This is a genomic window from Bradyrhizobium sp. BRP22, assembly GCF_020194175.1.
In the GTDB taxonomy this organism is placed as follows: Bacteria; Pseudomonadota; Alphaproteobacteria; order Rhizobiales; family Xanthobacteraceae; genus Bradyrhizobium.
In genome coordinates this window covers 1-24,724 of sequence record NZ_JADYVX010000011.1, presented here as the reverse complement: position 1 = coordinate 24,724, position 24,724 = coordinate 1, and the positions used below count along the sequence as shown (strand labels likewise).

The following is a 24,724-nucleotide window of genomic DNA, read 5'->3' as shown; positions in this document are numbered from 1 at the left end:
GAAAAGATCGTGCCCAATAGAGAGATCAATTTCAAAAGACCGGCACAATGTCGGCTTACAGAAAAGACGGCCAAGGAGGAGACGGACATGGCACGTGTTGCATTGGTAACGGGAGGGACGCGAGGCATTGGCGCTGCGATCAGCAAGGCGTTGAAGGCGGCCGGCTACAAGGTTGCGGCGACCTATGGCGGCAATGATGCGGCGGCGGAGAAGTTCAAGGCGGAGACCGGCATCCCCGTTTACAAATGGGACGTCGCCTCGTTCGATGCCTGCGCCGCCGGCGTCAAGCAGGTGGAGGCCGAGGTCGGCCCGGTCGACGTGCTCGTCAACAATGCCGGCATCACCCGCGACACCGCATTCCACAAGATGACGCTGCAGCAGTGGAACGAGGTGATCAACACCAATCTCGGCTCGCTCTTCAACATGACGCGCCAGGTGATCGAGGGCATGCGCGCGCGCAAGTTCGGCCGCATCATCAACATCTCCTCGATCAACGGCCAGAAAGGCCAATTCGGCCAGGTCAACTATTCCGCGGCCAAGGCCGGCGACATCGGCTTCACCAAGGCCCTCGCGCTCGAGAATGCCAAGGGCGGCATCACCGTGAACGTGATCGCGCCGGGCTACATCAACACCGAAATGGTGCAGGCGGTGCCGAAGGACGTCCTGGAGAAGAACGTGATCCCGCAGATCCCGGTCAACCGCCTCGGCGAGCCCGAGGAGATCGCGCGCGCGGTAGTGTTCCTGGCCGCCGACGATGCCGGCTTCATCACAGGCTCGACATTGACCGTGAATGGCGGCCAATACCACGTGTGATGTTCTCTCGCGTCATTGCGGAATCAATCCGGCCTTTCTGATATAGAGGCCGGATTGATTCCGGCTTCGCTCGCAATGACGCATATGACTCCCCGCACCGCGACCCTGATCGGCCTGACCGCGATCATCATGTGGTCGCTGCTCGCCGTGCTGACGGTCGCGACCGGCAAGATTCCTGCCTTCCAGCTTGCAGCAATGACGTTCGGGATCGGCGCGCTGGTTGCTTTTGCGACCTTCATCTTTCGCCCTTCCGCATTCGCTGCGCTGAAGCAGCCGCCGGTCGCCTGGGTCGTCGGCGTCGGCGGCCTGTTCGGCTATCACGCGCTGTATTTCCTGGCGCTGCGTTTTGCGCCGCCCGCGGAAGCCGGACTATTGAACTATCTCTGGCCGCTCCTGATCGTGCTGTTCTCCTCATTCCTGCCGGGCGAGCGGCTCGCGCCGCATCACATCATCGGCGCCATCCTGGGGCTGGTGGGGACGGTGCTGCTGTTCGCCGGCAACACCAGCGGCTTTGCGCCGGGCCAGATTCCCGGCCTTGCCGCGGCATTCGTCGCGGCCTTTGTCTGGGCCAGCTATTCGGTGCTGTCGCGCCGGCTCAAATCGGTGCCGACGAATGCAGTGGCCGGTTTCTGTCTTGTCACCGCGCTGCTCGCGGCGATCGTGCACAGGATGGTCGAGACCACGGTCTGGCCGGAGACATCAGGGCAATGGCTTGCGATCGTAGCACTCGGCCTCGGTCCGGTCGGCGCCGCGTTCTTCACCTGGGATATCGGCATGAAGCGCGGCGACATCCGCGTGCTCGGCGCCGCCTCCTACGCCACGCCGCTGCTGTCGACCGCCTTCCTGATTTTCGCCGGCTTCGCAGAGCCGACGGCCGCGATCGCCATCGCCGCGATCCTGATCGCCGGCGGCGGCCTCGTCGCCGCGAAGGACATGGTCTGGAAGCGGTGATCGCTCTTGCCGCCGTCATTCCGGGGCATGCGAAGCATGAACCCGGAATCCATTCCTCCACTTGCGTTTGCGGCCCGATGGATTCCGGGCCTGCGCCTTGCGGCGCATCCCGGAATGACAGCCCTACTTGGGCTGCCAATCCTTCGGCGCCAGCTCGAATTTCGTGAACTCAAACGCCGGCGCGACGGTGCATCCGACCAACGTCCACTCGCCGGTGCATTCTGCCGCCTGCCATGCATGTGCCGGCACGATGGCCTGCGGCACTTCGCCGGCTGCGAGATCGGGGCCGAGCCGGATCGTCCGCTGTCCGTCCGCATCGGCGATCCGCAAGGTCAGCGCATCGCCCGAATAATAGTGCCAGATCTCCACCGCATCGACGCGATGCCAGTGCGATCGCTCGCCGCGCGCGAGCAGGAAATAGATCGCGGTCGAACGCGATCGCCCATTCGCATCCGCTGCGTCATCGCGAAACGTCTCGCGATAATGACCGCCCTCGGGATGCGGCTTCAGCTCGAGCTGCGCGATGATCTCGCCTGCGGTCGGTTTTGGCATCACGACTTGTTCTTGCGCTCGCGCAATTCGCCGAACACCTGGGCTCCATCGGCGCCCTTCATGTGCAGCTTGGCGGCCACCGCCGGCTCGTCGGCGCGCAGAAACACGTTGGCCTTTTTCTCCTCGCCAAGCAGCGTCGGGATCGTCGGCTTGTTCTCCGCGCGCAGCCGCGTCACTTCCTCGGCGCGGGCATTCAATGCGGGATTGTCCGATTCCACCGTGAGCGCGAACTTGACGTTGGAGGCGGTGTATTCGTGGCCGCAATAGAGGCGGAAATCGTCCGGCAGCGCGCGCAGCTTGAGCAGCGAATCCCACATCATCGGATAGTTGCCCTCGAACACCCGGCCGCAGCCGATCGAGAACAGCGTGTCGGCGGCAAACACCGCCTTCTCGCCGTCGAACACATAGGAGATGTGGTCGAGCGTATGGCCCGGCGTCTCCAGCACCCGCGCGAGCAGGCTGCCGACCTTGATCACGTCGCCATTGGCGGCGCGCAGGTCGACATCGGCGATCGCCGTGGTCTTGTCGTGCGGTGCGACGACGCGGCAACCATATTTCTGTTTCAGTTCGGCAACCCCGCCGACATGATCATGATGATGATGGGTGATCAGGATGTCGGTCAGGGTCCAGCCCTCGCGCTCCAGCGCCGCGATAATGGGGCCGGCTTCCGGCGCATCGATCGAGGCGGTGGCCTTGGTGGCGGGGTCGTGGACCAGATAGCCGAAATTGTCGGTCAGGCAGGTGAAGAGACGGATTTCCGCAGTCATGATATCTCCCGCGAACGGCCAGGGCGGTAACGCTAACACGCCCAATATGCGCAGGAAATATGGCGTTAACGCTCGCGCGGCAACGCAATTTTCAGGAACACGCGCGTAACGGCGGCGTGTTAGGTTGGGTGTATGGACGTCATTGATCTTCGCGATTTCTATTCGCAGCGCCTCGGCATCGTGGCGCGCCAATTGATCAATCGCGGCATCCGTGAGCGATGGCCCGGGGCTGAAGGCCAGCGCGTGCTCGGGCTCGGCTATCCCACCCCCTATCTCGGCCTGTTCCGCGAGGACTGCGAGCGCTGCATCGCGTTCATGCCGGCATCACAGGGGGTTCTGAAATGGCCGACGGGCCGGCCGGCACTGGCGACCCTGGTCGACGAATTCTCGATGCCGCTCGCGGATGCCGCGGTCGATCGCGTGTTGCTCGTGCATGCGCTGGAAATGTCGGATGATCCGGAGCGGCTGCTCCGCGAGGTGTGGCGGGTGCTGGCGCCGTCCGGCCGGCTGATCGCGGTGATACCCAATCGCCGCGGTGTATGGACGCGCACCGACAACACGCCATTCGGCCACGGCCGGCCCTATTCGCGGGCGCAGATCACGCAATTGCTGCGGCAGACCTGGTTCACGCCGACCGCCTGGGGAGAGGCGCTGTTCATGCCGCCGCTCGCGGGTAGCTGGTTCTTGCGCTGGGCGATGGCGTGGGAGCGCCTCGGTGCGGCGCTGTCATTGCCGTTCGCGGGCGTCCACATCGTGGAAGCGACCAAGCAGGTCTATCGCGCGATTCCCGCGAACCGCGAACGCGCGCGGCTCATCCCGTCGCTGCAGCCGGTACTCGTGCCGTCATCGTCGCGGGGATGAGACTCGTAGCCCGGATGGAGCGCAGAGGCTGAGCAAGTACTCGGGCCGCTGTCGACCTCGTAGAACACCGTTCCTCTATGTTGCCTGTACAGTGCCGATGACAGAATATTCCTCACATCAATGGCTGCTGGGGCGAACAGATTTCTACTGGGCTGCTGGACGATTGAATACTTGCTCAGCCTCGCAGCGCAATCCGGGACAACCGTCGCAGTTGACGCGACCGGACTCCGGGCTAGCTTCGCTTCACCCGGGGGGCTACAGCAGGAGAGTAAGGGGCAAAGCGAAGCGCGCCCACCATCACGAGCGGAGCGTTGATGGCGGGCACGGCGCGATTCTATCGCGGAGGCTGACTACTCATTCCCCGGATTGAAGTCTTCGCTCGGCGGCGATTGCGCAGCGATGTCCGCGCGAGGACCGTGGGGGCGGCGACGGCGGCGCGGGAAGCGCTCGCTACGCTCGCTGCGTTCTCCGCGTTCGCCGCCGCCATTGCCCTCGTAATTGCCATTGACCTGCGGCTGCGCGCCGCCGGTAATGAAGGAGGGCAGGCGGTCGACGCCGCCATTGTCCGATATCACCGGCTGCGGCTGGTTCTGCGGCGGCGCTTGATATTGCGGCTGCGGACGATGCTCGCGCGGCTGCTGCTCGCGCTGATAGGGCTGCTGATTATTTTCGCGCGCATAGGGCGGCTGCGGCACGAAGCCGGGCTCCTGACCGAAGCTCGAATAGCTGTCGTCATCGTCGCCTTCGTCGGTCGTCGCCACATCGTTGTTGTTGTCGACACGCGGCTGCTGCTGATTCTGCCGAAGCTGTTCCTGGGCCGCGGCGATGATGCGGAAGTAATGCTCGGCGTGCTGATAGTAGTTCTCTGCGGCGACCGGATCGCCGGAGGAGCGTGCATCGCGCGCCAGCTGAACGTATTTTTCCGCAACGTGGGAAGCGGTGCCGCGGATCTTGATGTCGGGTCCGTTCGATTCGAACACTCGCGTCAACGGGTTCTGACCACGCCGGTTGTTGTTGTTATTGTTATTCCGGTTACGCATCCGCTTGTTGTTTTGACCGTTTCTCATGTCTCGCCTTTTATTCCAGCCCTAAGTTACCAGCGTTGAAATTGCCGTCGTGGTGGAAGCCGCCCGTCAATCCGGCCGGCACGCGCTCGCGCGCACCGAATCACGACGCCATTCGGATCAATGCCAAAGTTCGCCAACCATCGCGTTGAGCAAAGACGCGTTCCCCACCCGCCGGCCGGTCGGCCTGCGGATCAATTATTCAGCTTGCCAAGGCAAGCCCAGTTCTCTCACGTAAGTCTTCAAGCGCAATCAGGCTTTCGTTCGCTTGGCGGTCGAGAGCAGCACAGCCCCAGCTATTGCGCTCAAATAGACCTGCGTTTTGGAACCTTTGATCGGCGGGCTCTCGCGGCGAGAACCCTGGTCTTCACCCGTTAACGGTACGGGGCCAAACCGATGTCATGACTGGAACGTAGTCGTTCCCGGGGGATATTCCAAGAGGTTTTTTTGCGTTCCAATAGGACTTTATCGCGGCATTTTGCGGCCCGCCACCGCCCGAGGGATACCTGCCAGATCGGCCCTGGGCGGACCGGCCGAGACAAGCCCGGCTGCCGTCATCAAAGCTTCAATCGCCCCGCTCTGACCGATGCCTGATTCGACAACCAGGGCGCCGCCGGGGGCCAGCAGACCGGCGGCCTGTGGGATCAGCGCGCGATAGGTATTCAGCCCGTCGTCGCCGCCATCGAGCGCGGCAAGCGGGTCGTGTTCGCGTACCTCGATCGCGAGGTCCGCAATGTCCGCCGACGGGATATAGGGCGGATTCGACACGATCAGGTCGAAGCGGTCGGTCAGGCCCGAGGCATAGTCGCAGGCGATGAAAGTGGCGCGCTCGCCAAGGCCCAACGCCAGCGCGTTATCGCGCGCCGTCTGCAACGCATCGGTGCTGATGTCGGTGCCGATCCCGGTCGCCGAAGGCAGCTCGGAGAGCAGCGCCAGCAGGATCGCACCGGTGCCGGTGCCGAGATCAGCGATCCGCAACGGCTTTCGCAAAGCTCCGTCCGCGCGCACAATGTCGAGTGCGAACTCGACCACGGTTTCGGTGTCAGGTCGCGGCACCAGCGTCGCGGCGGAGAGTTTCAGCGGCAGCCCCCAGAACTCCTTTTGCCCGAGGATGCGCGCGACCGGCTCGCCGGCGAGGCGACGGCGCGCGAACGATTCGAGCTTTGCTGCTTCGCTCTCGGTCAGCGTCCGGCCCGCCGCCGTGATCATGCCGGTCAGGTCGAGGCCGAGCGTTGCGCCGAGCAGCATGCGCGCATCAAGCTCGGACGAATCGATCGCCGCAGATTTCAAACGTGCCGCGAGCGCGCGCCGTGCTGTCTCGACATTGAGACCGACAAAAGCGCCCACGCCCTCACCGTCGTGCCTGCGAAAGCAGGGACCCATAACCACCGGCTTTCATTGTCGCGTGAACCATCAGTTGCGTTGTCACGAGTAGTCTGGGTGGAATGTTGAGGACATTACTCCCCCTGTGGTTATAGGTCCCTGCTTTCGCAGGGACGACAGAATTAGGCGGCCGCACCCTGCGCGGCGAGTTGCGCGGCCTGATGCTCTGTTGTCAGCGCGTCGACCAATTCGCCGAGTGCTTCGCCCGAAATCACCTGCGGCAGTTTGTAGAGCGTCAGGTTGATGCGGTGATCGGTGACGCGCCCTTGCGGGAAATTATAGGTGCGGATGCGCTCGCTGCGGTCGCCGGAGCCGACCTTCTCCTTGCGGTCGGCCGAGCGCGCCGCCTCCGCGCGCTGACGTTCGGCATCATAGATGCGCGAGCGCAGGATGTTCATCGCGGAGGCCCGGTTCTTGTGCTGCGAGCGGCTGTCCTGCATCATCACCACGATGCCGGTCGGGATGTGGGTAATGCGGATCGCCGATTCGGTCTTGTTGACGTGCTGGCCGCCGGCTCCCTGCGCGCGCATGGTCTCGATCCGCAAATCCTCGTTCTTGATGTCGACGTCGACGTCCTCGACCTCGGGCAGCACGGCCACAGTGGCTGCGGAGGTGTGAATGCGTCCCTGCGTCTCGGTATCAGGCACGCGCTGCACCCGATGCACGCCGGATTCGAATTTCAGTTTCGCGAACGCGCCGCGGCCCTGCACCTCGGCGATGATTTCCTTGTAGCCGCCGACCGTGCCCTCGCTCGCCGAGATCACCTCGACCTTCCAGCCCTGCAGCGCGGCGAAGCGCTCATACATGCGGAACAGGTCGCCCGCGAACAGCGAAGCCTCGTCGCCGCCGGTGCCGGCGCGGATTTCCAGCACGACGTTGCGGTCGTCCATGGCGTCCTTCGGCAACAGCGCGATACGGATCTTCTGCTCGAGCTCGGCAAGCTGCGCATGCAGCATCTCGAGCTCGGCCTCCGCCATGCCGCGCATGTCGGGCTCGGTTGCGGGATCGGCGATCAGGCTCTGGGTGTCGGCAAGCTCGCTGCGCGCGGCGCGATAGGCCTTCACTGCCTCGATCAGCGGATTGAGCTCGGCAAGCTCGCGGGTGATCTGGACATAGCGTTCCGAATTCACCTGGCCGAGCAGTTCGGCTTCGAGCGAGGCGTGATGGGCGAGCAGGACATCGAGTTTGGCTTCGGGCAGCATGGGTCGTTCTCAAATTACGGAAAGGGCAGGGCGGCGGCGTCGAGGAGAGCGTCGCTACAAGGTGAGCCCTTCGGCTTCCGCAAATTCCGTCAGCTTCTCGCGGATCGACACGCTGCCGGTCGGCGCGTCCAGAAGCGGGTTGATCATCGCTTCGGCTTTCTTCGCGTCGAGATCGAGGATCATGGCCTTCACCGGACCATGCGCGGTCGCCGACAGCGACAGCGAGCGGTAGCCGATCGCGATCAGCGCCAGCGCGCCGATCGGCTTCGAGGCCATCTCTCCGCACAGCGAGGCGACCTTCCTGCAGGCCTGCGCCTTGCGCACGATGTCGCGCAGCGCGCGCAGGATCGGCGCGGACAGGGTGTCGAACCGTTCCGAGACCTTGGCGTTGCCGCGGTCGACCGCAAACAGGAACTGGAACAGATCGTTCGATCCCACCGAAAGGAAATCGACCCGCTTGAGCAATTCGTCGAGCTGGTAGAGCAGCGCCGGAACCTCGACCATGGTGCCGACATCGACGCGCTCGGGCAGCGAATGGCCGTGCTGGCGCAGATAAGTCAGCTCCCGCTCGACGATGGCCTTGGCCTGATCGAACTCGGCCACGTCCGATATCATCGGGAACATGATCTTCAGCGCGCGGCCGCCGGCGGCGCGGAGCAGCGCGCGGATCTGGCCGCGCAACAATCCCGGACGATCGAGGCCGAGCCTGATCGCGCGCCAACCGAGGGCCGGGTTCTCCTCGACGACGGTCTCCATATAGGGCAGCGCCTTGTCGCCGCCAATGTCGAGGGTGCGGAAGGTGACGGGTTTCGATCCCGCCGCATCCAGCACGGTGCGATAGAGCGCGAGCTGGTCGCTCGAGCGTGGCAGGTTCGGGCTCACCATGAACTGCAGTTCGGTGCGGAACAGGCCGATGCCGGCGCTACCGGTGTCGTCGATATGCGGCAGGTCGATGGTCAGGCCGGCGTTGATCAGAAGCTCGATCGGCTGGCCGTCCTTGGTCACGCAGGGCTTGTCGCGCAGCGCCGAATATTGCGCCTGCCGCCGCGCCCGGAACCGGACCCGCTCGGCATAGGCGGATTCGATCTCGGCCGATGGACGGACATAGATCTCGCCCGAGATGCCATCGACGATGATGGCGTCGCCTGGATCGGCGATGCCGGGCGCGTTCGGCACCTCGCCGACCGCGGGAATGCCGAGCGCGCGCGCCACGATGGAGACGTGTGAATTGGCGGTGCCTTCTTCCAGCACGAGGCCCCGCAATCGCTTGCGGTCGTAGTCGAGCAGCGCCGCCGGGCCCATCGCGCGGGCGATCAGGATCGCGTTGTCGGGCAATTGTTCGCGTGACGGCGCGTGGTCCTGGCCGACCAGTTGCCGCATCAATCGATGGCCGAGATCCTCGAGGTCGTGCAGCCGGTCGCGCAAATAGGGATCGGTCGAACGCAGCATGCGCGCGCGGGTGTCGGACTGCACGCGCTCGACTGCGGCTTCGGCGGTGAGGCCGGTGGCAACCGCCTCATGCAGCTTGTGCGACCAGCCCTGGTCGTTGGCAAACATCCGATAGGCTTCCAGCACGTCGCGATGCTCGCCGCCATCGGCGACGTCGCCGCGCTCCAGCAGCCGGTCGAGATCGGCGCGCAGCTTGGTCAGCGCCGCGTCCAGCCGCTTGATCTCCTTCGGCAGGTCCTCGGCAATATAGTTGGTGATGACGACGCGCGGCTCGTGCAGCACGACATGGCCGAGCGCGATGCCCTCGGAGAGGACGGCGCCGGTCTTGTGCAGCGAATGCCGCGCCGCCGGCTCGGCGCCCGGCTGCGCCAGCGCCGCCAATTCGCCCGAGGCGATCATCTCCGCCAGCACCATGGCGGTGGTCTGCAGCGCCTCGACCTCTTCCTCGACGTAGGTGCGCTTGGCGCGATTCTGCACCACCAGCACGCCGAGCGTGTTGCCGGCGCGCAGGATCGGCACGCCGAGGAAGGAGTGATAGATCTCTTCGCCGGTTTCCGGTCGGTAGGAGAAGGCCGGGTGGCTCTGCGCATCGCTCAGGTTGAGCGGCGTGGCCTCGCTGGCGACGAGGCCGACCAGGCCCTCATGGGCGCTGAGCACCGTCCTATGGACAGCGTCGCGGTTCAGACCTTCGGTGGCGTAGAGTTCGAGGGTGTTATCGACGCGCAGCACATAGACCGAGCAGACCTCGGCCACCATGTTGGCCGCGATCAGGACCACGATCTTGTCCAGCCGCTCCTGGGCCGAGACCTGCTCCGCCATGGTTTCGCGGAGCCGTCTCAACAGGACGCGGGGACCTCCCGAAGCGCTCCGCATAGGTTGAAACCCTCCCCCACATGGCCAGCAGGCCGTGTGGCCGGTAGCTGGCGAGAAACTCGACTAATCCAACAATTTTATCCATCGGCGCCGCCGCAAGCTCGCAACCCGGCCGAATCGGATTCGCCAAGACTGTGACACAGTTTGCGGCACCCTCCGATCAGGCCGTATAGCCAATCGAGGCTTGTTTTGCCAAGCAAAACGCCTGCCAAAAGATATAACGTCTCTGTCAGCCCAATGCTGCAGTAGCTAAGAGAAATTCTTACTCGCAACAGCGAAAAATGTGGGCTCGGGACGCCGTTGGAACAATCGCGTAGCCCGGGTGAAGCGCAGCGTAACCCGGGACGGCTCTTCAATGCTGAGGCAAAAGTCCCCGGGTTTCGCTTCGCTCCACCCGGGCTACGAGATTCGAGCCGAAGGGGGCGTGCCTCAGGCCTGGTCGAGACCGTACAGCGTGTGCAGTGTGCGTACCGCGAGTTCGGTGTAGGCGGCATCGATCAGCACCGAGAACTTGATCTCGGAGGTGGTGATGGCGCGGATGTTGATGTTGCGCGCGGCGAGCGCGGCGAAGGCCTTGGCGGCGACGCCGGCATGGCTGCGCATGCCGCTGCCGATGACCGACACTTTCGAGACGTCGGTGGCGCTGTCGAAGCGCTGATAGCCGATCTTGCTCTTGGCCGCGGTGATGGTGTCGCGGGCGCGGTTATAGTCGCTCGCCGGAACGGTGAAGGTGAGGTCGGTGGTCTTGCCGTCCTCGGAGACGTTCTGCACGATCATGTCGACATTGATGTTGGCATCCGCGAGCGGGCCGAAGATCGCAGCCGCAACCCCCGGCTTGTCCTCGATCTGGCGCACGGAAATCTGGGCTTCGTCCCTGGAGAAGGCGATGCCGGTGACGACGTGCATTTCCATGATTTCCTCCTCGCTGCAGATCAGCGTGCCCGGCGGCGTGCCGTGCGGATCGATATCTTCGGGCTTGTCGAAGCTGGAACGGACGAAGATCGGCATGTTGTGCACCATGCCGAGTTCCACCGAGCGCACCTGCAGGACCTTGGCGCCCTGCGAGGCCAATTCCAGCATGTCTTCGAAGGCGATTTTCTCGAGCCGGCGCGCCTTCGGCACCACGCGGGGGTCGGTGGTGTAGACGCCGTCGACGTCGGTGTAGATGTCGCAGCGGTCAGCCTTGACCGCCGCCGCGATCGCCACCGCCGAGGTGTCGGAACCGCCGCGGCCGAGCGTGGTGATGCGGCCGGTGTCGGGATTGATGCCCTGGAAGCCGGCGATGACGGCGACCTCCTTCCGCTCCTTGAAGCGGTTCATGATCTCGGTGCCGTCGATACCGAGGATGCGCGCGGAGGCGTGTGCGTCCGAGGTCTTGATCGGGATCTGCCAGCCCTGCCAGGAGCGCGCCTGGATGCCCATGCTCTGCAGCGTGATCGCCAGCAGGCCCGAGGTGACCTGCTCGCCGGAGGCCACGACGGCGTCATATTCGCGCGCATCGTGCATCGGCGAGGCCTCGCTGCACCAGGCCACCAGCTCGTTGGTCTTGCCGGACATCGCGGAGACCACCACGGCGACGTCATGGCCAGCATCGACCTCGCGTTTGACGTGGCGTGCGACGTTGCGGATTCGGTCGATATTGGCGACGGAGGTGCCGCCGAATTTCATCACGAGGCGGCCCATGACGACGCGTGCATTCCCTGTGAGGATAGGTAGAGTGCCCGCGCTTTAATCCGAGCGCGGGGGCTGAAACGCGCGTATACAGAGCGATGCGGCCGGGGGCAAGCGGGTTCCTGCGGCGCCCGGAATCGGGCATGGGGTGGCTCTGGTGCGGCGGTTAACTGAGGCGTTTCCATGGGGCGCTATATCGACGAGATTCTGCAGCCGGACGAGCGGGTGCTGTATTCGACCAATGCGCACTGGGTGTTCTACCTGCCGGCCATCGGCGCCTGGATCGTGGCTGCGATCCTGCTGGTGTTGTCGGGCATGACGACCAATGAGGCGCTTATGAAGGTCTGCCTGGTGGCAGCGGCGGTGGCGGCGGTCCCGGCGCTCTACTGGACCGTCAGGGCCTGGTTCCATCGCTCGACCACCGAGACCGACGTCACCAACCTGCGGGTCGTCCACAAGACCGGCTTCATCACCCGGAAAACGTTCGAGATGAGTCTCGACAAGGTCGAAAGCGTCGATGTCAGCCAAAGCATCATGGGGCGTTTTCTCAACTATGGAGACGTGATCATCAAGGGCGTGGGCGAAGGCAGACAGAAGATCGAGACGATCGCCTCGCCGCTGGCGTTCCGCAATTCCATCACTGCGCGATAGGGGCAACGTGCATCATGGCCATGCAATCTGACTTTTCCGGCACCACGGTCGATCCGGCCGAGGTCGCAAAATTCTCAAAGCTCTCGGCGGAGTGGTGGGACCCGCGCGGCAAGATGGCGCCGCTGCACAAGATCAATCCACTACGGCTCGGCTATATCCGCGATGCCGCCTGCCGCAAGTTCGATCGCAACGCGCGGAGCCTGAGCTGCCTGTCCGGCTTGCGCATCCTCGATATCGGCTGCGGCGCCGGGCTGTTGTGCGAGCCGCTGGCCCGGTTAGGGGCGCAGGTGATCGGCATCGATCCCTCCGCCACCAACATCGCCGCCGCGAAACTGCATGCCGACAAGAGCCATCTGGCGATCGATTATCGCTGCACCACCGTGGAGGAGGTAGACGCGCGCGAGCGCTTCGACATCGTGCTGGCGATGGAGGTGATCGAGCATGTCACCGATGTCGGCATGTTCGTCAAGCGCTGCGCCGCGATGCTCAAGCCCGGCGGGCTGATGGTGCTCTCGACCCTGAACCGCAACTGGAAGAGCTTTGCGCTCGCGATCGTCGGCGCCGAATATGTGCTGCGCTGGCTGCCGCGCGGCACCCACCAATGGAGCAAGTTCGTCACCCCCGACGAACTCGCGCATTACCTGCAAGACAACCGCCTCACCATCACCGACCAGGCCGGCGTGGTCTACAACCCGCTCGCCGACAACTGGACGATCTCGTCGGATATGGACGTGAACTACATGGTGGTCGCGGAGGAGGGGTAATCTGGCGAATTAGTCGCCCAAGACCGCTGTCGTCCCTTCGAAGAGAGGGGGCCCATCCCCGTCATTGCGAGGAGTGACAGCGACGAAGCAATCCACGTTTCCGCAAGCGGCGCCATGGATTGCTTCGCTCCGCTCGCAATGACGGGCATGAATTTGTGCAGCAGCGCAATCCTGTCATGCGCTGTTCTGGTTGACCGCGCGCGCGGCGCCCGCCACGGTGGCCACGATTTTCCAGCCCGCCCGCGATTCTCCTGCACATGCTGACGATTTCCTCGCTCTGGATTCCCTTCACCGTCGTCGCGGCGCTCGGGCAGGTCGCGCGCAATGCGATGCAGCGCTCGCTGACCGGGCCGCTCGGGACCTGGGGCGCGACCAATATCCGCTTCCTGTTCGGCTTTCCGTTCTCGATCCTGTTCTTCGCGCTGGTGATAACGGCGACCGGCGATTCCGTTCCGTGGCCGCCGCCGGTGTTCTGGCCGTGGCTCCTGCTCGGCGCGCTCAGCCAGATCGTTGGCACCGGCCTGATGCTGCTGGCGATGAACGAGCGCTCCTTCGTGGTGACCACGGCGTATCTGAAGACCGAGGCGATCCAGACCGCGATCTTCGGCTTCGTCTTCCTCGGCGATCACCTCACCTCAATCAAGGTCATCGCGATCCTGATCGCGACCATCGGCGTCGTCATCACCGCACTGCGGCCGGGCGGCGAGAAGGGGTTTGCGGAGCTGAGGCCGACCATCATGGGCCTGGTCGCGGCGGCCGCCTTCGCGCTGTCGGCGATCGGTTTTCGCGGCGCGATCATCGCGGTGCCCGGCGTCTCCTTCGTGACGGCATCGTCCTATACGCTGGTGTTCAGCCTGTTCGTGCAGACGCTGGTGCTGTCGATCTATCTTTTGCTGCGCGCGCCCGGCGTGCTCAAGGCGATCCTCGGATTGTGGCGGCCATCGATGCTGGCGGGCTTCATGGGCGCGTTCGCCTCGCAGTTCTGGTTCCTTGCCCTCGGGCTGACGGCGGCGGCGAATGTGCGAACACTGGCGCTGATCGAAGTCTTGTTCGCGCAAGCCGTGGCGCACTACTCGTTCAAGCAGCCGATCTCGGTGCGCGAACTTTCCGGCATCGTCCTGATCGTGGTCGGTGTGGCGCTGTTGATCGCGGCGTGACGTCGGCGATCAGTTGCGGTCGTCCGGCAGCACCGGCAGCGGCGAGACCTCGATGCCCTCGTCAATCAGCGATTTCGCCTCGTCCGGCGACGCCTCGCCGTAGATCGGGCGGTGTTCCTTGTCGCCGTAGTGCATGGCGCGGGCTTCGTTGGGGAAGCGCTCGCCGACATTGTCGGCGTTCTTGACGATGTGGTCGCGCAATTCCTTCAGCTTGGCGCGCAGCTCGCGCTCCTGCGCCATCATCAGCGGCGTGGACTCGGCTGGCGGCGCCGGCTGCTCGGTGGGAACGGGTGGGGCGCTATCCCGGCCCTTCTTGCTCACGATCTGCGGCGCCATGATCGCCTTCTCGACCTTGGCGGTGCCGCAGGTCGGGCAGATCACGAGCTTGCGGCGGATCTGTGAATCATACGCCGACGAACTCTGGAACCAGCTTTCGAAAGCATGGCCCCGGTCGCAGCGCAGGTTGTATCGGATCATGCCGAACCCCGAACGAGGTGCAGATGCTCCGGACCTGCCTTGGGGTCGGCGACGGTGAAGCGCCGCCCATGCTGCAGCGAGGGAATCGCCCTGCGCGCGGTCTCGACCTTGGCCGGATCGATCTTGGCCAGGAACACGCCCGGCTCGATGCCGCCCTCGGCGAGGATCTCGCCCCAGGGATCGATGATCAGCGAATGACCATAGGTCTCGCGCTTGTTCTCGTGCAGGCCGGCTTGCGCGGCGGCGAACACGAAGCAGCCGGTCTCGATCGCGCGGGAACGCAGCAGGATGTGCCAATGCGCCTCCCCGGTCTTGCGGGTGAAGGCGGAAGGCACGGTGAGGAACGACGCGCCGCTCTCGGCGAGCGCACGGTACAGCGCCGGGAAGCGCACGTCGTAGCAGATCGTCAATCCGACCCGGCCCCAGGGCAGGTCGGAGATCACGGCGGTCTCGCCCGGCTGGTAATTGGCGGATTCGCGATAGCTCTCGCCGCCGGGCAGATCGATATCGAACATATGGATCTTGTCGTAGCTGGCGAGCAGATTGCCGTCGGGGCCGATCAGGAACGAGCGGTTGACGGCCTTCTCCGGCGAGAAGCGCAGCGCCAGCGAGCCGATATGAAGATGGATCTTCAATTCGGACGCGAGCGCGCGATAGGCCTTCAGCGACTTGTCATCTTCCTCGGTCGCCAGATGCTCGAACAGCGCCTTGCGGTTCAGTTGCATCATGTTGCTCACTTCGGGCGTGAGCACATAATCCGCGCCTTGCGCCGCCGCCTCGCGCACCAGCTTCATGCCCTGCTCGAGGCTCGGCTCCGGCAGCAGCGAGGTGCGCATCTGCACCATGGCGGCTGTGAACGTGCTGTCGCCGCCCATCAGGCCGCGCCTTCGCTGGCGAGCAGGCCATCGAGCTTGCCCTCGCGGTCGAGCGCATAGAGCTCGTCGCAGCCGCCGACATGGGTGTTGCCGATGAAGATCTGCGGAAAGGTCGAACCGGCGCCGGCCCGTTGGTACATCTCGTCGCGATAGGCCGGGTTGCTGGCAACGTTGAATTCGGTGAAGGCCGCCTGCTTGCGGGTCAGAAGCGACTTGGCCGCGGTGCAGTAGCCGCAGCCCGGGCGGGTATAGATTTCAATCGCAGCGGTCATGGCGCGCTCGGTTGTGATTTTGTTCGCGATTATATGGGAGCTTTGTGGCTATCGACAACCCGGGCAAACACCAGCACGTCGACCTGCGCGGCCTTGGCGCGCAGCAGCGCCCGCGCGCAGGCGTCCACCGTCGCCCCCGAGGTCAGGACGTCATCGACCAGGATCACGCGGCGGCCCTGCACTTCGGCTGCACGGTCCGGCGCCACTTTGAACGCGCCCTGGACATTGGTCGCCCGCTGCGCCCGCGATAGCCCGACCTGCTGCTCGGTCGACCGTACGCGGCGCAGCGCATCGGAGGCGAGCGCAATACCGCTCTGGCGCGAAATGACGCGGGCCAGCGCGCCTGATTGGTTATAGCGGCGGCTCCAGCCGCGCCGCCAGTGCAGGGGAACTGGTACCAAAATATCGGCGTCGCGGAGCAATTCCTTCCCCGCCCGCGCCATCCAGCGGCCCATTGCCGGCGCCAGATCGGTGCGGTCCTGGTATTTCAATGCGTGCACCAGCGTGCGCGCGACCTCGTCATAGCGCACGACGGCGCGGGCGCGCTGGTAGGCGGGCGGGCTGGCGATCGCCTCCATCGATAGCAGCTCCGGACCGGGATCGTAGACAAAGGGAATGCCGAGCCGCGGGCAGAACGGTGGTGCAATGAACGACAATTTGGCCCAGCAGGCGGCGCAGACACCCTCGCCGTCGACCGGCTCGCGGCACGAAACGCACAGCGTCGGCAGCGCGATGTCGAGCACCAGCCGTGCCGCATGCGTCCATGCTCCCTGCGCAACGCTCAGCGCGCCGCGCAGATGGCTTGTGACGGAGCGGGATGGTGATGCCTCGGCGCCCATGGAACGAGGGTAAAGCATGATCCGGAAAAGTGGAAACCGGTTTTTCCCTCGCGACAAACGCGAAGCGTTTGCGCGCAGATCATGCTCAAACGAAGCGCTAAGGCGGGATGACGATTCGAGGAAATGTCATCCCGCCTTAGCGTCACCAGCGTGCCCGCTCAAGCATTGCGTTGCCAGAGGCAGAGCCAAGGCGTACCAACCCGGCATGGCCGCAAATCCGACCACTCCTGAGCTGTTCGACCGTGCGCTGCTGTCGGAGCGGCTGAAGCGCGCGCGGCGCGATGGCGCAGTGACGTTCCTGCTGGAGCGCATCGCCGAGGACATGGCGGAGCGGTTGCAGGCGGTGACGCGGGAGTTTGCCGATGGCGCCGACATCTGGACGCCGGGCAACGTGCTCCATGATCTCCTGCGCGCGCGATGCAAGTCTGTCCGCGAGGTTGCATTCGAGGCGTCGGAGGTGCTTCCGCTGCAGCCGGCTTCGCTTGATCTCGCGGTTTCCGCGCTCGCCTTCCAGTTCGTCAACGATCTGCCCGGCGTGCTCGCGCAGATCCGTCGCGCGCTGCGGCCGGACGGGCTGTTGCTGGCGGCGATGATCGGCGGCGATACGCTGACCGAGCTCCGGCAATCCTTCGCCGCGGCCGAAGCCGAATGCGAGGGTGGCGTCTCGCCGCGCGTCGCGCCATTCGCCGATCTGCGCGACATCGGCGCGCTGCTGCAGCGTGCCGGCTTCGCGCTGCCGGTGACCGATGTCGACCGCATCGTGGTGCGCTACGACAACGCGTTCGCGCTGATGCAGGAATTGCGGCGTATGGGCGCGACCAACGTCCTGGTCGAGCGGCGCCGCGCGCCGACCCGCAGCGGCACGCTGCTGCGGATGGCGCAGATCTATGCCGAGCGCTTCGCCGATCCTGACGGCCGCATCCGCGCCACCTTCGACGTGATCTGGCTCTCCGGCTGGGCGCCGCATGAAAGCCAGCCCAAGCCGCTGCGCCCGGGTTCGGCGAAAGCGAGTCTGGAAGAAGCGGTGAAGCGTCTCTCACCCACCCCTGAAAGGGGAGGGCCATCCCATAAGAAATAGAACTTGGTGGGCGGTCCCTTTGCTGTCCATCCTTCGAGACGCCCGCCTTTGGCGGGCTCCTCAGGATGAGGTCTGTTTCGCGGCGGAATCTTAGACCCTCATGGTCAGGAGCGCCGCTTGCGGCGCGTCTCGAACCATGAGGCCCGCCTCGTCCACATCTACAACAATAGATCAATCAGATGCGGGATCAGCGGAATGTCCGCGGCCGGCATCTCGTAGTCGCGCAATTTGTTGGCGCGGACCCAGGCGAGGTTCTGTCCCTCGCGCGCCGTCACCATGCCGTCCCAGCGCCGGCAGATATAGAGCGGCATCAGCAGGTGAAACGTCTCGTAGGCATGGCTCGCAAAGGTCAGCGGTGCCAGGCAGGGCTCGGCGACGATGATGCCGAGCTCTTCGTGCAATTCGCGGATCAGCGTCGCCTCCGGCCGTTCGCCCGCCTCGACCTTGCCGCCCGGAAATTCCCAGAGCCCGGCCATCGGCTTGCCCGCCGGCCGCTGCGCCAGCAGCACGCGCTTGTCGGCGTCAATGAGCGCGCAGGCAACCACGAGGGTGAGTTTGATATCGGTCATGCACCACACGCTTGAATCGTGAGGTGGGCAAAGCGCAGCGTGCCCACCGTCAACACTCTGCTCGCATGGTAGGCACGCTGCGCTTGGCCCACCCTACAACTCGCAACGCCCACTCTCGCTCCTCACCCTGAGCAGGTTGCGAAGCGACCGTCTCGAAGGGCGAGGCCACCGGCGGGGCCTCATGGTTCGAGACGCGCTACGTGCTCCTCACCATGAGGGTCTAGTAGTCCCGCCGATTTCACCGGTGACGTCACGACCGATAATCGCCGTTGATCGCGACATATTCCTTGGTGAGGTCGCAGGTCAGCACGCGGTCGCGGCCTTTGCCCAGCCCAAGGTTGACCTTGATCTGGATCTTCGGCTGCTTCATCGCCTGCGACACTTCCGCCTCGTTATACGAAGGATCGCGGGCGCCGCTCTTGGCGACGCGGATGCCGTTGAAGGCAATCGAGAGCTTGTCGCGGTTGGCGGGCTCGCCGGCTTTGCCGACCGCCATCACCACGCGGCCCCAATTGGCGTCCTCGCCCGCGATCGCGGTCTTCACCAGCGGCGAGTTCGCCACCGACATTGCTATTTTGCGCGCTGACGCCTTCGTGGTGGCGCCATCGACGATGATCTCGACCAGCTTCCGCGCACCTTCGCCGTCACGCGCCACCTGTTCGGAAAGGTCGGCGAGCACGTCGCGGAACGCCTTCGCAAAGGCTTTCAGCCGCGGATCGCTGGCGCGACTGATCTTCGGCGCGCCGTTGGCGGCGGCGGTGCCGGTCGCGAATGCCAGCAGCGTGTCGGAGGTCGAGGTGTCGCCGTCGATGGTGACGGCGTTGAAGGTGTCCTCGACCCCGCTCTTCAGGAGCTGTTGCAGCGCAGCCGATGACAGCGGCGCGTCGGTGAACACAAAGGACAGCATCGTCGCCATGTCCGGCGCGATCATGCCGGCGCCCTTGGCCATGCCGTTGATCGTCACCTTGGCCTTGCCGAGCTTCACGGTTGCGGTTGCGACCTTCGGGAAGGTGTCGGTGGTCATGATCGCCTTGGCCGCGCCCATCCAGTCGTCGGGCGCCGCCGTCTCGGCCAGCGTCGCCAGCACACCGTCGAACTTGGTCGCATCCAGTGGCTCGCCGATCACGCCGGTCGAGGCCAAAAACACCTCGTTGACGCCGCAGCCGACCGCCTTGGCGGCGATCTGCGCCGTCAGCGCGGTCGCCTGCTTGCCGGTCTTGCCGGTGAAGGCGTTGGCGTTGCCGGAATTGACCACCAGCGCGCGAGCCTGTCCATTGCCAAGCTTGGCGCGGCACCATTCGACCGGGGCCGAGGGGCACTTGGACTTGGTGAAGACGCCGGCGACAGCGGTGCCCTTGTCCATCACCGCGAGCAGCACATCGGTGCGGTTCTTGTAGCGGATGCCGGCCGCCGCCGTCGCAAGCCTGACGCCCGCGATTGCGGGCAAATCGGGAACGTCTGTCGGGGCGAGGGGAGAAACGGCGGTGGACATGGCTGAGAATCCGGCGGGACGTGAGTAATGAATGATCGTCATGGCCGGGCTTGTCCCGGCCATCCACGTCCTTTCCCAGCCGGCAAGGCGTCAAGACGTAGATGGCCGGGACAAGCCCGGCCATGACGAGTGTAGATACTATTGGCGCCGCTGAAGTGACAGCGAATTCTTACTTCTTCGCCGGCGGCGCCATCTTGGAGTCGGACGGCTTGGCGGCGGGCGCCGTCGTATCAGGCTTGCTGTCGCTCTTTGCGGTCTCTTCCGGCTTGTCCATGCGCTCGATCTTGGCGGCCTCGCGCAGTTTGGCGACATAGTCGGCCTGCGCCTTGCGCGTCACATAGGTCTCGATCTGACTCTTGACCTGATCGAAAGGGGGCGCGGTGCGGTTGCGCTTTTCCTCGACCTTGATGATGTGCCAGCCGAATTGCGACTTCACGGGATCGGAGATCTTGCCCGGCTCGAGCGCAAAGGCGACGGCGGAGAATTCCGGCACCATCTGCTCCTTGGTGAAGAAGCCGAGATCGCCGCCATCGGAGGCGCCGGGATCCTTCGACTTCTTCTTGGCGAGCTCGGCGAAATCGGCGCCCTTCGCCAGCTCGGCCTTGATCGCCTTGGCCTCGTCCTCGGTCTCGACCAGGATATGGCGGGCGTGCACTTCCTGCTCGCCGGTGATCTGCTTGGACGCCTCCTCATAAACCTTCTTCATGGCGTCGTCGGTGGTCGCGGCCTTGCCCTCGCTGGAGAGCAGGCTGTCCATCAGGAGCCGGTTGCGGGTGAAGGCGAGGCGCTTCTTGAATTCATCGGTGTTGTCGACCTTCTTGTCCTCGGCGGCCTTGGCGACGATTTTCATGTCGATCAGGAAGGCCAGGATGTTGTCCTTCCGCGCCGCGGGATCCATCTGCTGCAGGCTCGGCCCGAGTTCCTCCTCGGCGATCGCCACGTCGCTCTGGCGGATTTCCTGCCCATTGACCTTTGCGAGCACCGGGTTGGAATCCTGGGCGCGGACCGGCAGGCCGAAGGCGAGAACCGCGGCGATCGAGCCGGTCACGGCCAGGGACGCGAGGCCGATGCGCAAGCCGGGCTTCATTTCGGCGAACGAGGTGGTCATGCAAAATCCTTAACTTGTCTCGAACGGGAGGACGTTGTCTTGAGCGCGGCGGACACTCGCCCAATCAAGGCGGCTTGGCAACGCGAAAAGTCTGTCAAAATGATGAATTCCTTGACATCCTGCGAGCGTTGACAACCCCCGGGGCGGGCCATATCTGTGCCCCGTCGTGTCAATGGCGATAGCGCTCATTTTGCTTACGTTTTTGGCCGTTGAACCTTGGATTGCTTGCTTCCCACTCAATTGGCGGATCGGGCCCCAGGTTGGGGCCGTTGCCGGGGCGCGTCACGGTGAGTTGATAGACAACCGGCTGCACCACGCTCTGGTTGCAACGCAGAAGAACAGGAACTACGCATGATCGGCGCGCTCGCCCGCAAATTGTTCGGCTCCGCCAACGACCGGCGGGTTAGGGGCTATCAGGCCCGAGTCAACGCCATCAACGCATTGGAGCCTGAGCTCGCAAAGCTTTCGGACGAGGCGCTGAAGGCCCGCACCGCCGAATTCCGGCAGGAGCTGGCGAACGGCAAGACCCTCGATGACCTGCTGGTTCCGGCGTTCGCCACCGTCCGCGAGGCCGCCAAGCGCACTCTCGGCCAGCGCCATTTCGATGTGCAGCTTATCGGCGGCATGGTGCTGCATGAGGGCGACATCGCCGAGATGAAAACCGGCGAAGGCAAGACGCTGGTGGCGACGCTCGCGGTCTATCTCAACGCGCTTGCCGGCAAGGGCGTCCATGTCGTCACTGTCAACGACTACCTCGCCCGCCGCGACTCCGGCTGGATGGGCCAGATCTATTCCTTCCTCGGCATGAGCACCGGCGTCATCGTCCATGGGCTCGACGATGCCGAGCGCAAGACGGCCTATGGCTGCGACATCACCTACGGCACCAACAACGAATACGGCTTCGACTACCTCCGCGACAACATGAAGTACCGCCTGGAGGACATGGTCCAGCGCGGGCACTATTACGCCATCGTCGACGAAGTCGACTCGATCCTGATCGACGAGGCGCGGACGCCGCTGATCATCTCCGGTCCGCTCGATGACCGCTCGGATTTCTACAACACCATCGACGCGTTCTTTCCGCAGCTCGACAAGAAGGACTACGAGGTCGACGAGAAGCAGCGCACGGTGACGCTGACCGAAGGCGGCATGGAAAAGCTCGAAGGATTGCTGCGCGACGCCGGCCAGCTCAAGGGCGAGTCGCTTTACGACGTCGAGAACGTCTCCGTCGTCCACCATGTCAACCAGGCACTACGCGCGCACACGCTGTTCACCCGCGACAAGGATTACATCGTCCGCGACGGCGAGGTCGTCATCATCGACGAGTTCACCGGTCGCATGATGCCGGGCCGCCGCTACTCGGAAGGCCTGCATCAGGCGCTGGAAGCCAAGGAGCACGTCCAGGTCCAGCCGGAGAACCAGACGCTGGCCTCGATCACCTTCCAGAACTACTTCCGCATGTACGAGAAGCTGGCGGGCATGACCGGCACGGCCGCCACCGAAGCCGACGAATTGTTCGACATCTACAAGCTCGAGGTGGTGGAGATCCCGACCAACCTGCCGGTGGCGCGCCTCGATGAGGACGACGAGGTCTATCGCACCCAGACCGAAAAATACGCCGCGATCCTCTCCGAGATCGAACGCGCCAACAAGCGGCTGCAGCCGGTGCTGGTCGGCACCGCCTCGATCGAGAAGTCGGAAGTGCTGGCCGAGTACTTGCGCAAGCACGGCTACAAGCAGATCGATTTCGGCAATCACGGCGCGCTGGACAAGCTCTATGCCGCGGCCCGCGCCGGCAAGCCGGCGAAGCTGTTCGCGGTCTTGAACGCGCGCTTCCACGAGCAGGAAGCCTATATCGTCGCCGAAGCCGGCGTGCCCGGCGCGATCACGATCGCAACCAACATGGCCGGCCGCGGTACCGACATCAAGCTCGGCGGCTCGCTCGAGATGCGGATCCAGCAGGAGACGGCTGGCATCACCGATGAAGCCGAGAAGGCCAGGAAGATCGAGCAGATCAAGGCCGACATCGAGCGCTTCCGCGAGATCGTCCTGAAGGCCGAGGAAGTCGTCGAAATCGAGCCCGCCAAGGGGAGCAAGCCGGCGAAGACGGTGACCAAGCCCGGCGGCCTCTACATCATCGGCTCGGAGCGGCATGAATCCCGCCGCATCGACAACCAGCTCCGCGGCCGTTCCGGCCGTCAGGGCGACCCCGGCCGCTCGAAATTCTTCCTGTCGCTGGAAGACGATCTGATGCGCATCTTCGGCTCCGACCGGCTCGACAGCATGCTGACCCGGCTCGGCCTGAAAGAGGGCGAGGCGATCATCCATCCCTGGATCAACAAGGCGCTGGAGAAGGCGCAGCAGAAGGTCGAGGCGCGCAACTTCGACATCCGCAAGAACCTGCTCAAGTTCGACAACGTCCAGAACGACCAGCGCAAGGTGATCTTCGACCAGCGCGTCGATTTCATGAAGGAGGACAGCGTCGCCGAGACCGTCACCGACATGCGCCACGACTTCATCGAGGACATGGTGGCCAAGCACATCCCCGAGCATGCCTATGCCGAGCAGTGGGACACGGCGGGGCTGAAGGACGAATTGAAGCGCGTGCTCGATGTCGACCTGCCGGTCGACGAATGGGCCAAGGAAGAGGGCATCGCCGACGAGGAATTGCTTGCGCGGATCGAGAAGCATGTCGACGAGCGCATGGCGGCGAAGGTCGCGCAATGGGGTCCAGACGTGATGCGTTACGTCGAGAAGACGACCCTGTTGCAGACGCTCGACCACCTCTGGCGCGAGCACCTGATCATGCTCGACCATCTGCGTCAGGTGATCGGCTTGCGCGGCTATGGGCAGCGCGATCCGCTGCAGGAGTACAAGACCGAGGCCTTCAACCTCTTCCAGGAGATGAGCGCGCATCTGCGCGAGGCCGTCACCGCGCAGCTCATGCGGGTCGAGATCATCCCACCGGAGGAGCAGCAGCCGGTGCTGCCGGCGATGGAAGCGCACAAGTTCGATCCCAACACCGGCGAGGACGAGATGTCCTTCGCCAATGCCTCGCTGGTGCCGAAGACCGCCCCCTCCGACCGCGATCCGAACAACCCCGCCACCTGGGGCAAGGTCGGCCGCAACGAGGATTGCCCCTGCGGCAGCGGCAAGAAGTACAAGCACTGCCACGGCCGCTACGCGTGAGCTGAGCCGCCCGTAACTGGCGGCCTTCAGCTCTCGCCGTCAAGTGGCGGCCGTTGGTCCCGAATCCTCATCCCGAGGGGCCGCGAAGCGGCGTCTCGCGGGATAGACCACGGTCTATCACTCTTCGTCATTCCGGGGCGCGACGAAGTCGCGAGCCGGAATCCATCGGGCCGCAGGCGCAGGTGGAGAAATGGATTCCGGGCTCGATGCTTCGCATCGCCCCGGAATGACAGACGCGAAAAATTCGCCAATAATTCCAACGTGATTTGCCCCGTCCAGCCCTGCCGCAAAAAACATTCCGCTTCCGTCGTCGGGCAAATCAGTGATTTAACTCCGCGCGTCTCACCCGAATGAGGGGCGGCTCGCGATCGTCACGAACGTTGCGGTGAGATGCGGTGGACGCGGATGTTGCGACTGACGAGCGTGAGTATCCGTGGACGGCGAGGTCGTGTGGTTCTGGCGCCCCGACGCTGGCGCTAAATCTTTGGCGCGAAGAAGTTCGCGCGAGAGATGACGGTGGCAAGAAAGCCCGGTCACCGGGAAGCAACTGTGTTGTTAGACCGGTGATCGGCCGGGCTCAAGGCTGGCGCTGCGCGCCCCCGCCTCCGGCGGCGTGCGGCCTTGACCCCGTCCGCTCGCCGGTCTTCAGGCCGGGCATGCGCTCGGC

General features: G+C 64.5%; 22 protein-coding genes. 8 read left to right on the top strand and 14 right to left on the bottom strand.

The genetic code is table 11. From position 1 onward, the window contains the following. Positions 1-87: 87 nt before the first annotated feature. Together phbB and I6F35_RS16350 are read left to right on the top strand one after the other, a co-directional pair. Positions 88-813 (top strand): acetoacetyl-CoA reductase, encoded by a 726-nt coding sequence (phbB, locus tag I6F35_RS16355; protein ID WP_225118713.1) that lies wholly within the window; start codon positions 88-90, stop codon positions 811-813. An 84-nt stretch (positions 814-897) separates the two neighbouring features. Next, positions 898-1,764, top strand: a complete 867-nt coding sequence (locus tag I6F35_RS16350) for an EamA family transporter (RefSeq protein ID WP_225118873.1) — start codon at positions 898-900, stop codon at positions 1,762-1,764. Positions 1,765-1,887: 123 nt separating this feature from the next. On the opposite strand, the gene I6F35_RS16345 is transcribed toward I6F35_RS16350, so the two are convergent. Both I6F35_RS16345 and gloB read right to left on the bottom strand, forming a co-directional pair. Then, positions 1,888-2,316, bottom strand: coding sequence for a cupin domain-containing protein (locus I6F35_RS16345; RefSeq protein WP_225118712.1), 429 nt, complete (start codon positions 2,314-2,316; stop codon positions 1,888-1,890). Beyond that, positions 2,316-3,083 (bottom strand): hydroxyacylglutathione hydrolase, encoded by a 768-nt coding sequence (gene gloB / locus I6F35_RS16340; protein WP_225118711.1) that lies wholly within the window; start codon positions 3,081-3,083, stop codon positions 2,316-2,318. Before gloB ends, I6F35_RS16345 begins: the two co-directional genes overlap by 1 nt. 132 nt (positions 3,084-3,215) lie before the next feature. On the opposite strand from gloB, the gene I6F35_RS16335 reads away from it, so the two are divergent. Next, positions 3,216-3,944, top strand: coding sequence for a methyltransferase domain-containing protein (locus I6F35_RS16335; RefSeq protein WP_225118710.1), 729 nt, complete (start codon positions 3,216-3,218; stop codon positions 3,942-3,944). A gap of 350 nt (positions 3,945-4,294) precedes the next feature. Here the strand turns inward: I6F35_RS16335 and I6F35_RS16330 are convergent, their stop codons facing one another. The 5 genes from I6F35_RS16330 to I6F35_RS16310 form a co-directional block, all read right to left on the bottom strand. Next, entirely contained in the window at positions 4,295-5,011 is a 717-nt protein-coding gene (locus I6F35_RS16330; RefSeq protein WP_225118709.1) for a DUF4167 domain-containing protein, read from the bottom strand. A 462-nt stretch (positions 5,012-5,473) separates the two neighbouring features. Next, a complete protein-coding gene (gene prmC / locus I6F35_RS16325; protein ID WP_225118872.1) occupies positions 5,474-6,391 on the bottom strand; it encodes a peptide chain release factor N(5)-glutamine methyltransferase in 918 nt (305 codons plus the stop codon). A 122-nt stretch (positions 6,392-6,513) separates the two neighbouring features. After that, positions 6,514-7,593 carry a peptide chain release factor 1 gene (gene prfA / locus I6F35_RS16320; RefSeq protein ID WP_225118708.1) on the bottom strand — a complete coding sequence of 360 codons (1,080 nt, stop codon included), beginning with the start codon at positions 7,591-7,593 and terminating at the stop codon, positions 6,514-6,516. A gap of 54 nt (positions 7,594-7,647) precedes the next feature. Next, on the bottom strand, positions 7,648-9,915 hold the full coding sequence (gene ptsP, locus I6F35_RS16315; protein ID WP_225118707.1) for a phosphoenolpyruvate--protein phosphotransferase: 2,268 nt from the start codon (positions 9,913-9,915) through the stop codon (positions 7,648-7,650). A 429-nt stretch (positions 9,916-10,344) separates the two neighbouring features. Continuing rightward, positions 10,345-11,598, bottom strand: coding sequence for an aspartate kinase (locus I6F35_RS16310; RefSeq protein ID WP_225118706.1), 1,254 nt, complete (start codon positions 11,596-11,598; stop codon positions 10,345-10,347). A gap of 171 nt (positions 11,599-11,769) precedes the next feature. Here I6F35_RS16310 and I6F35_RS16305 point away from each other — a divergent pair, with 171 nt between their 5' ends. The 3 genes from I6F35_RS16305 (at position 11,770) to I6F35_RS16295 (ending at position 14,158) form a co-directional block, all read left to right on the top strand. Further along, a complete protein-coding gene (locus I6F35_RS16305) occupies positions 11,770-12,237 on the top strand; it encodes a PH domain-containing protein (RefSeq protein ID WP_225118705.1) in 468 nt (155 codons plus the stop codon). Positions 12,238-12,251: 14 nt separating this feature from the next. Continuing rightward, positions 12,252-13,001, top strand: a complete 750-nt coding sequence (ubiG, locus tag I6F35_RS16300) for a bifunctional 2-polyprenyl-6-hydroxyphenol methylase/3-demethylubiquinol 3-O-methyltransferase UbiG (protein ID WP_225118704.1) — start codon at positions 12,252-12,254, stop codon at positions 12,999-13,001. Positions 13,002-13,258: 257 nt separating this feature from the next. Beyond that, positions 13,259-14,158: a DMT family transporter gene (locus I6F35_RS16295; protein ID WP_225118703.1), complete on the top strand. Its 900-nt coding sequence runs from the start codon at positions 13,259-13,261 to the stop codon at positions 14,156-14,158. A gap of 9 nt (positions 14,159-14,167) precedes the next feature. Here the strand turns inward: I6F35_RS16295 and I6F35_RS16290 are convergent, their stop codons facing one another. From I6F35_RS16290 to I6F35_RS16275, 4 genes are read right to left on the bottom strand one after another with little or no spacing between them, the layout of a single operon-like run. Further along, positions 14,168-14,635 carry a DUF1178 family protein gene (locus I6F35_RS16290; protein WP_225118702.1) on the bottom strand — a complete coding sequence of 156 codons (468 nt, stop codon included), beginning with the start codon at positions 14,633-14,635 and terminating at the stop codon, positions 14,168-14,170. Further along, entirely contained in the window at positions 14,632-15,510 is an 879-nt protein-coding gene (locus I6F35_RS16285; protein WP_225118701.1) for a carbon-nitrogen hydrolase family protein, read from the bottom strand. The genes I6F35_RS16290 and I6F35_RS16285 overlap by 4 nt, the downstream gene beginning before the upstream one ends. Next, the gene (gene grxC / locus I6F35_RS16280) at positions 15,510-15,782 is read right to left on the bottom strand and encodes a glutaredoxin 3 (RefSeq protein ID WP_225118700.1); all 273 of its coding nucleotides are present in this window, start codon (positions 15,780-15,782) and stop codon (positions 15,510-15,512) included. The genes I6F35_RS16285 and grxC overlap by 1 nt, the downstream gene beginning before the upstream one ends. A gap of 29 nt (positions 15,783-15,811) precedes the next feature. Beyond that, positions 15,812-16,621 (bottom strand): ComF family protein, encoded by an 810-nt coding sequence (locus tag I6F35_RS16275; RefSeq protein WP_225118871.1) that lies wholly within the window; start codon positions 16,619-16,621, stop codon positions 15,812-15,814. A 205-nt stretch (positions 16,622-16,826) separates the two neighbouring features. Here I6F35_RS16275 and I6F35_RS16270 point away from each other — a divergent pair, with 205 nt between their 5' ends. Further along, positions 16,827-17,699: a methyltransferase domain-containing protein gene (locus I6F35_RS16270; RefSeq protein WP_225118699.1), complete on the top strand. Its 873-nt coding sequence runs from the start codon at positions 16,827-16,829 to the stop codon at positions 17,697-17,699. 158 nt (positions 17,700-17,857) lie between these two features. On the opposite strand, the gene I6F35_RS16265 is transcribed toward I6F35_RS16270, so the two are convergent. From I6F35_RS16265 to I6F35_RS16255, 3 genes are all read right to left on the bottom strand, one after another. Continuing rightward, the gene (locus I6F35_RS16265; protein ID WP_225118698.1) at positions 17,858-18,268 is read right to left on the bottom strand and encodes a (deoxy)nucleoside triphosphate pyrophosphohydrolase; all 411 of its coding nucleotides are present in this window, start codon (positions 18,266-18,268) and stop codon (positions 17,858-17,860) included. 250 nt (positions 18,269-18,518) lie between these two features. Then, complete coding sequence (argJ, locus tag I6F35_RS16260; RefSeq protein ID WP_225118697.1) at positions 18,519-19,760, bottom strand: bifunctional glutamate N-acetyltransferase/amino-acid acetyltransferase ArgJ; 1,242 nt, start codon at positions 19,758-19,760, stop codon at positions 18,519-18,521. 169 nt (positions 19,761-19,929) lie between these two features. Further along, on the bottom strand, positions 19,930-20,868 hold the full coding sequence (locus I6F35_RS16255) for a peptidylprolyl isomerase (protein WP_225118696.1): 939 nt from the start codon (positions 20,866-20,868) through the stop codon (positions 19,930-19,932). 351 nt (positions 20,869-21,219) lie between these two features. Between I6F35_RS16255 and secA the strand changes: the two genes are divergently transcribed. Continuing rightward, a complete protein-coding gene (gene secA / locus I6F35_RS16250; protein ID WP_225118695.1) occupies positions 21,220-24,057 on the top strand; it encodes a preprotein translocase subunit SecA in 2,838 nt (945 codons plus the stop codon). Positions 24,058-24,724: the final 667 nt, after the last annotated feature.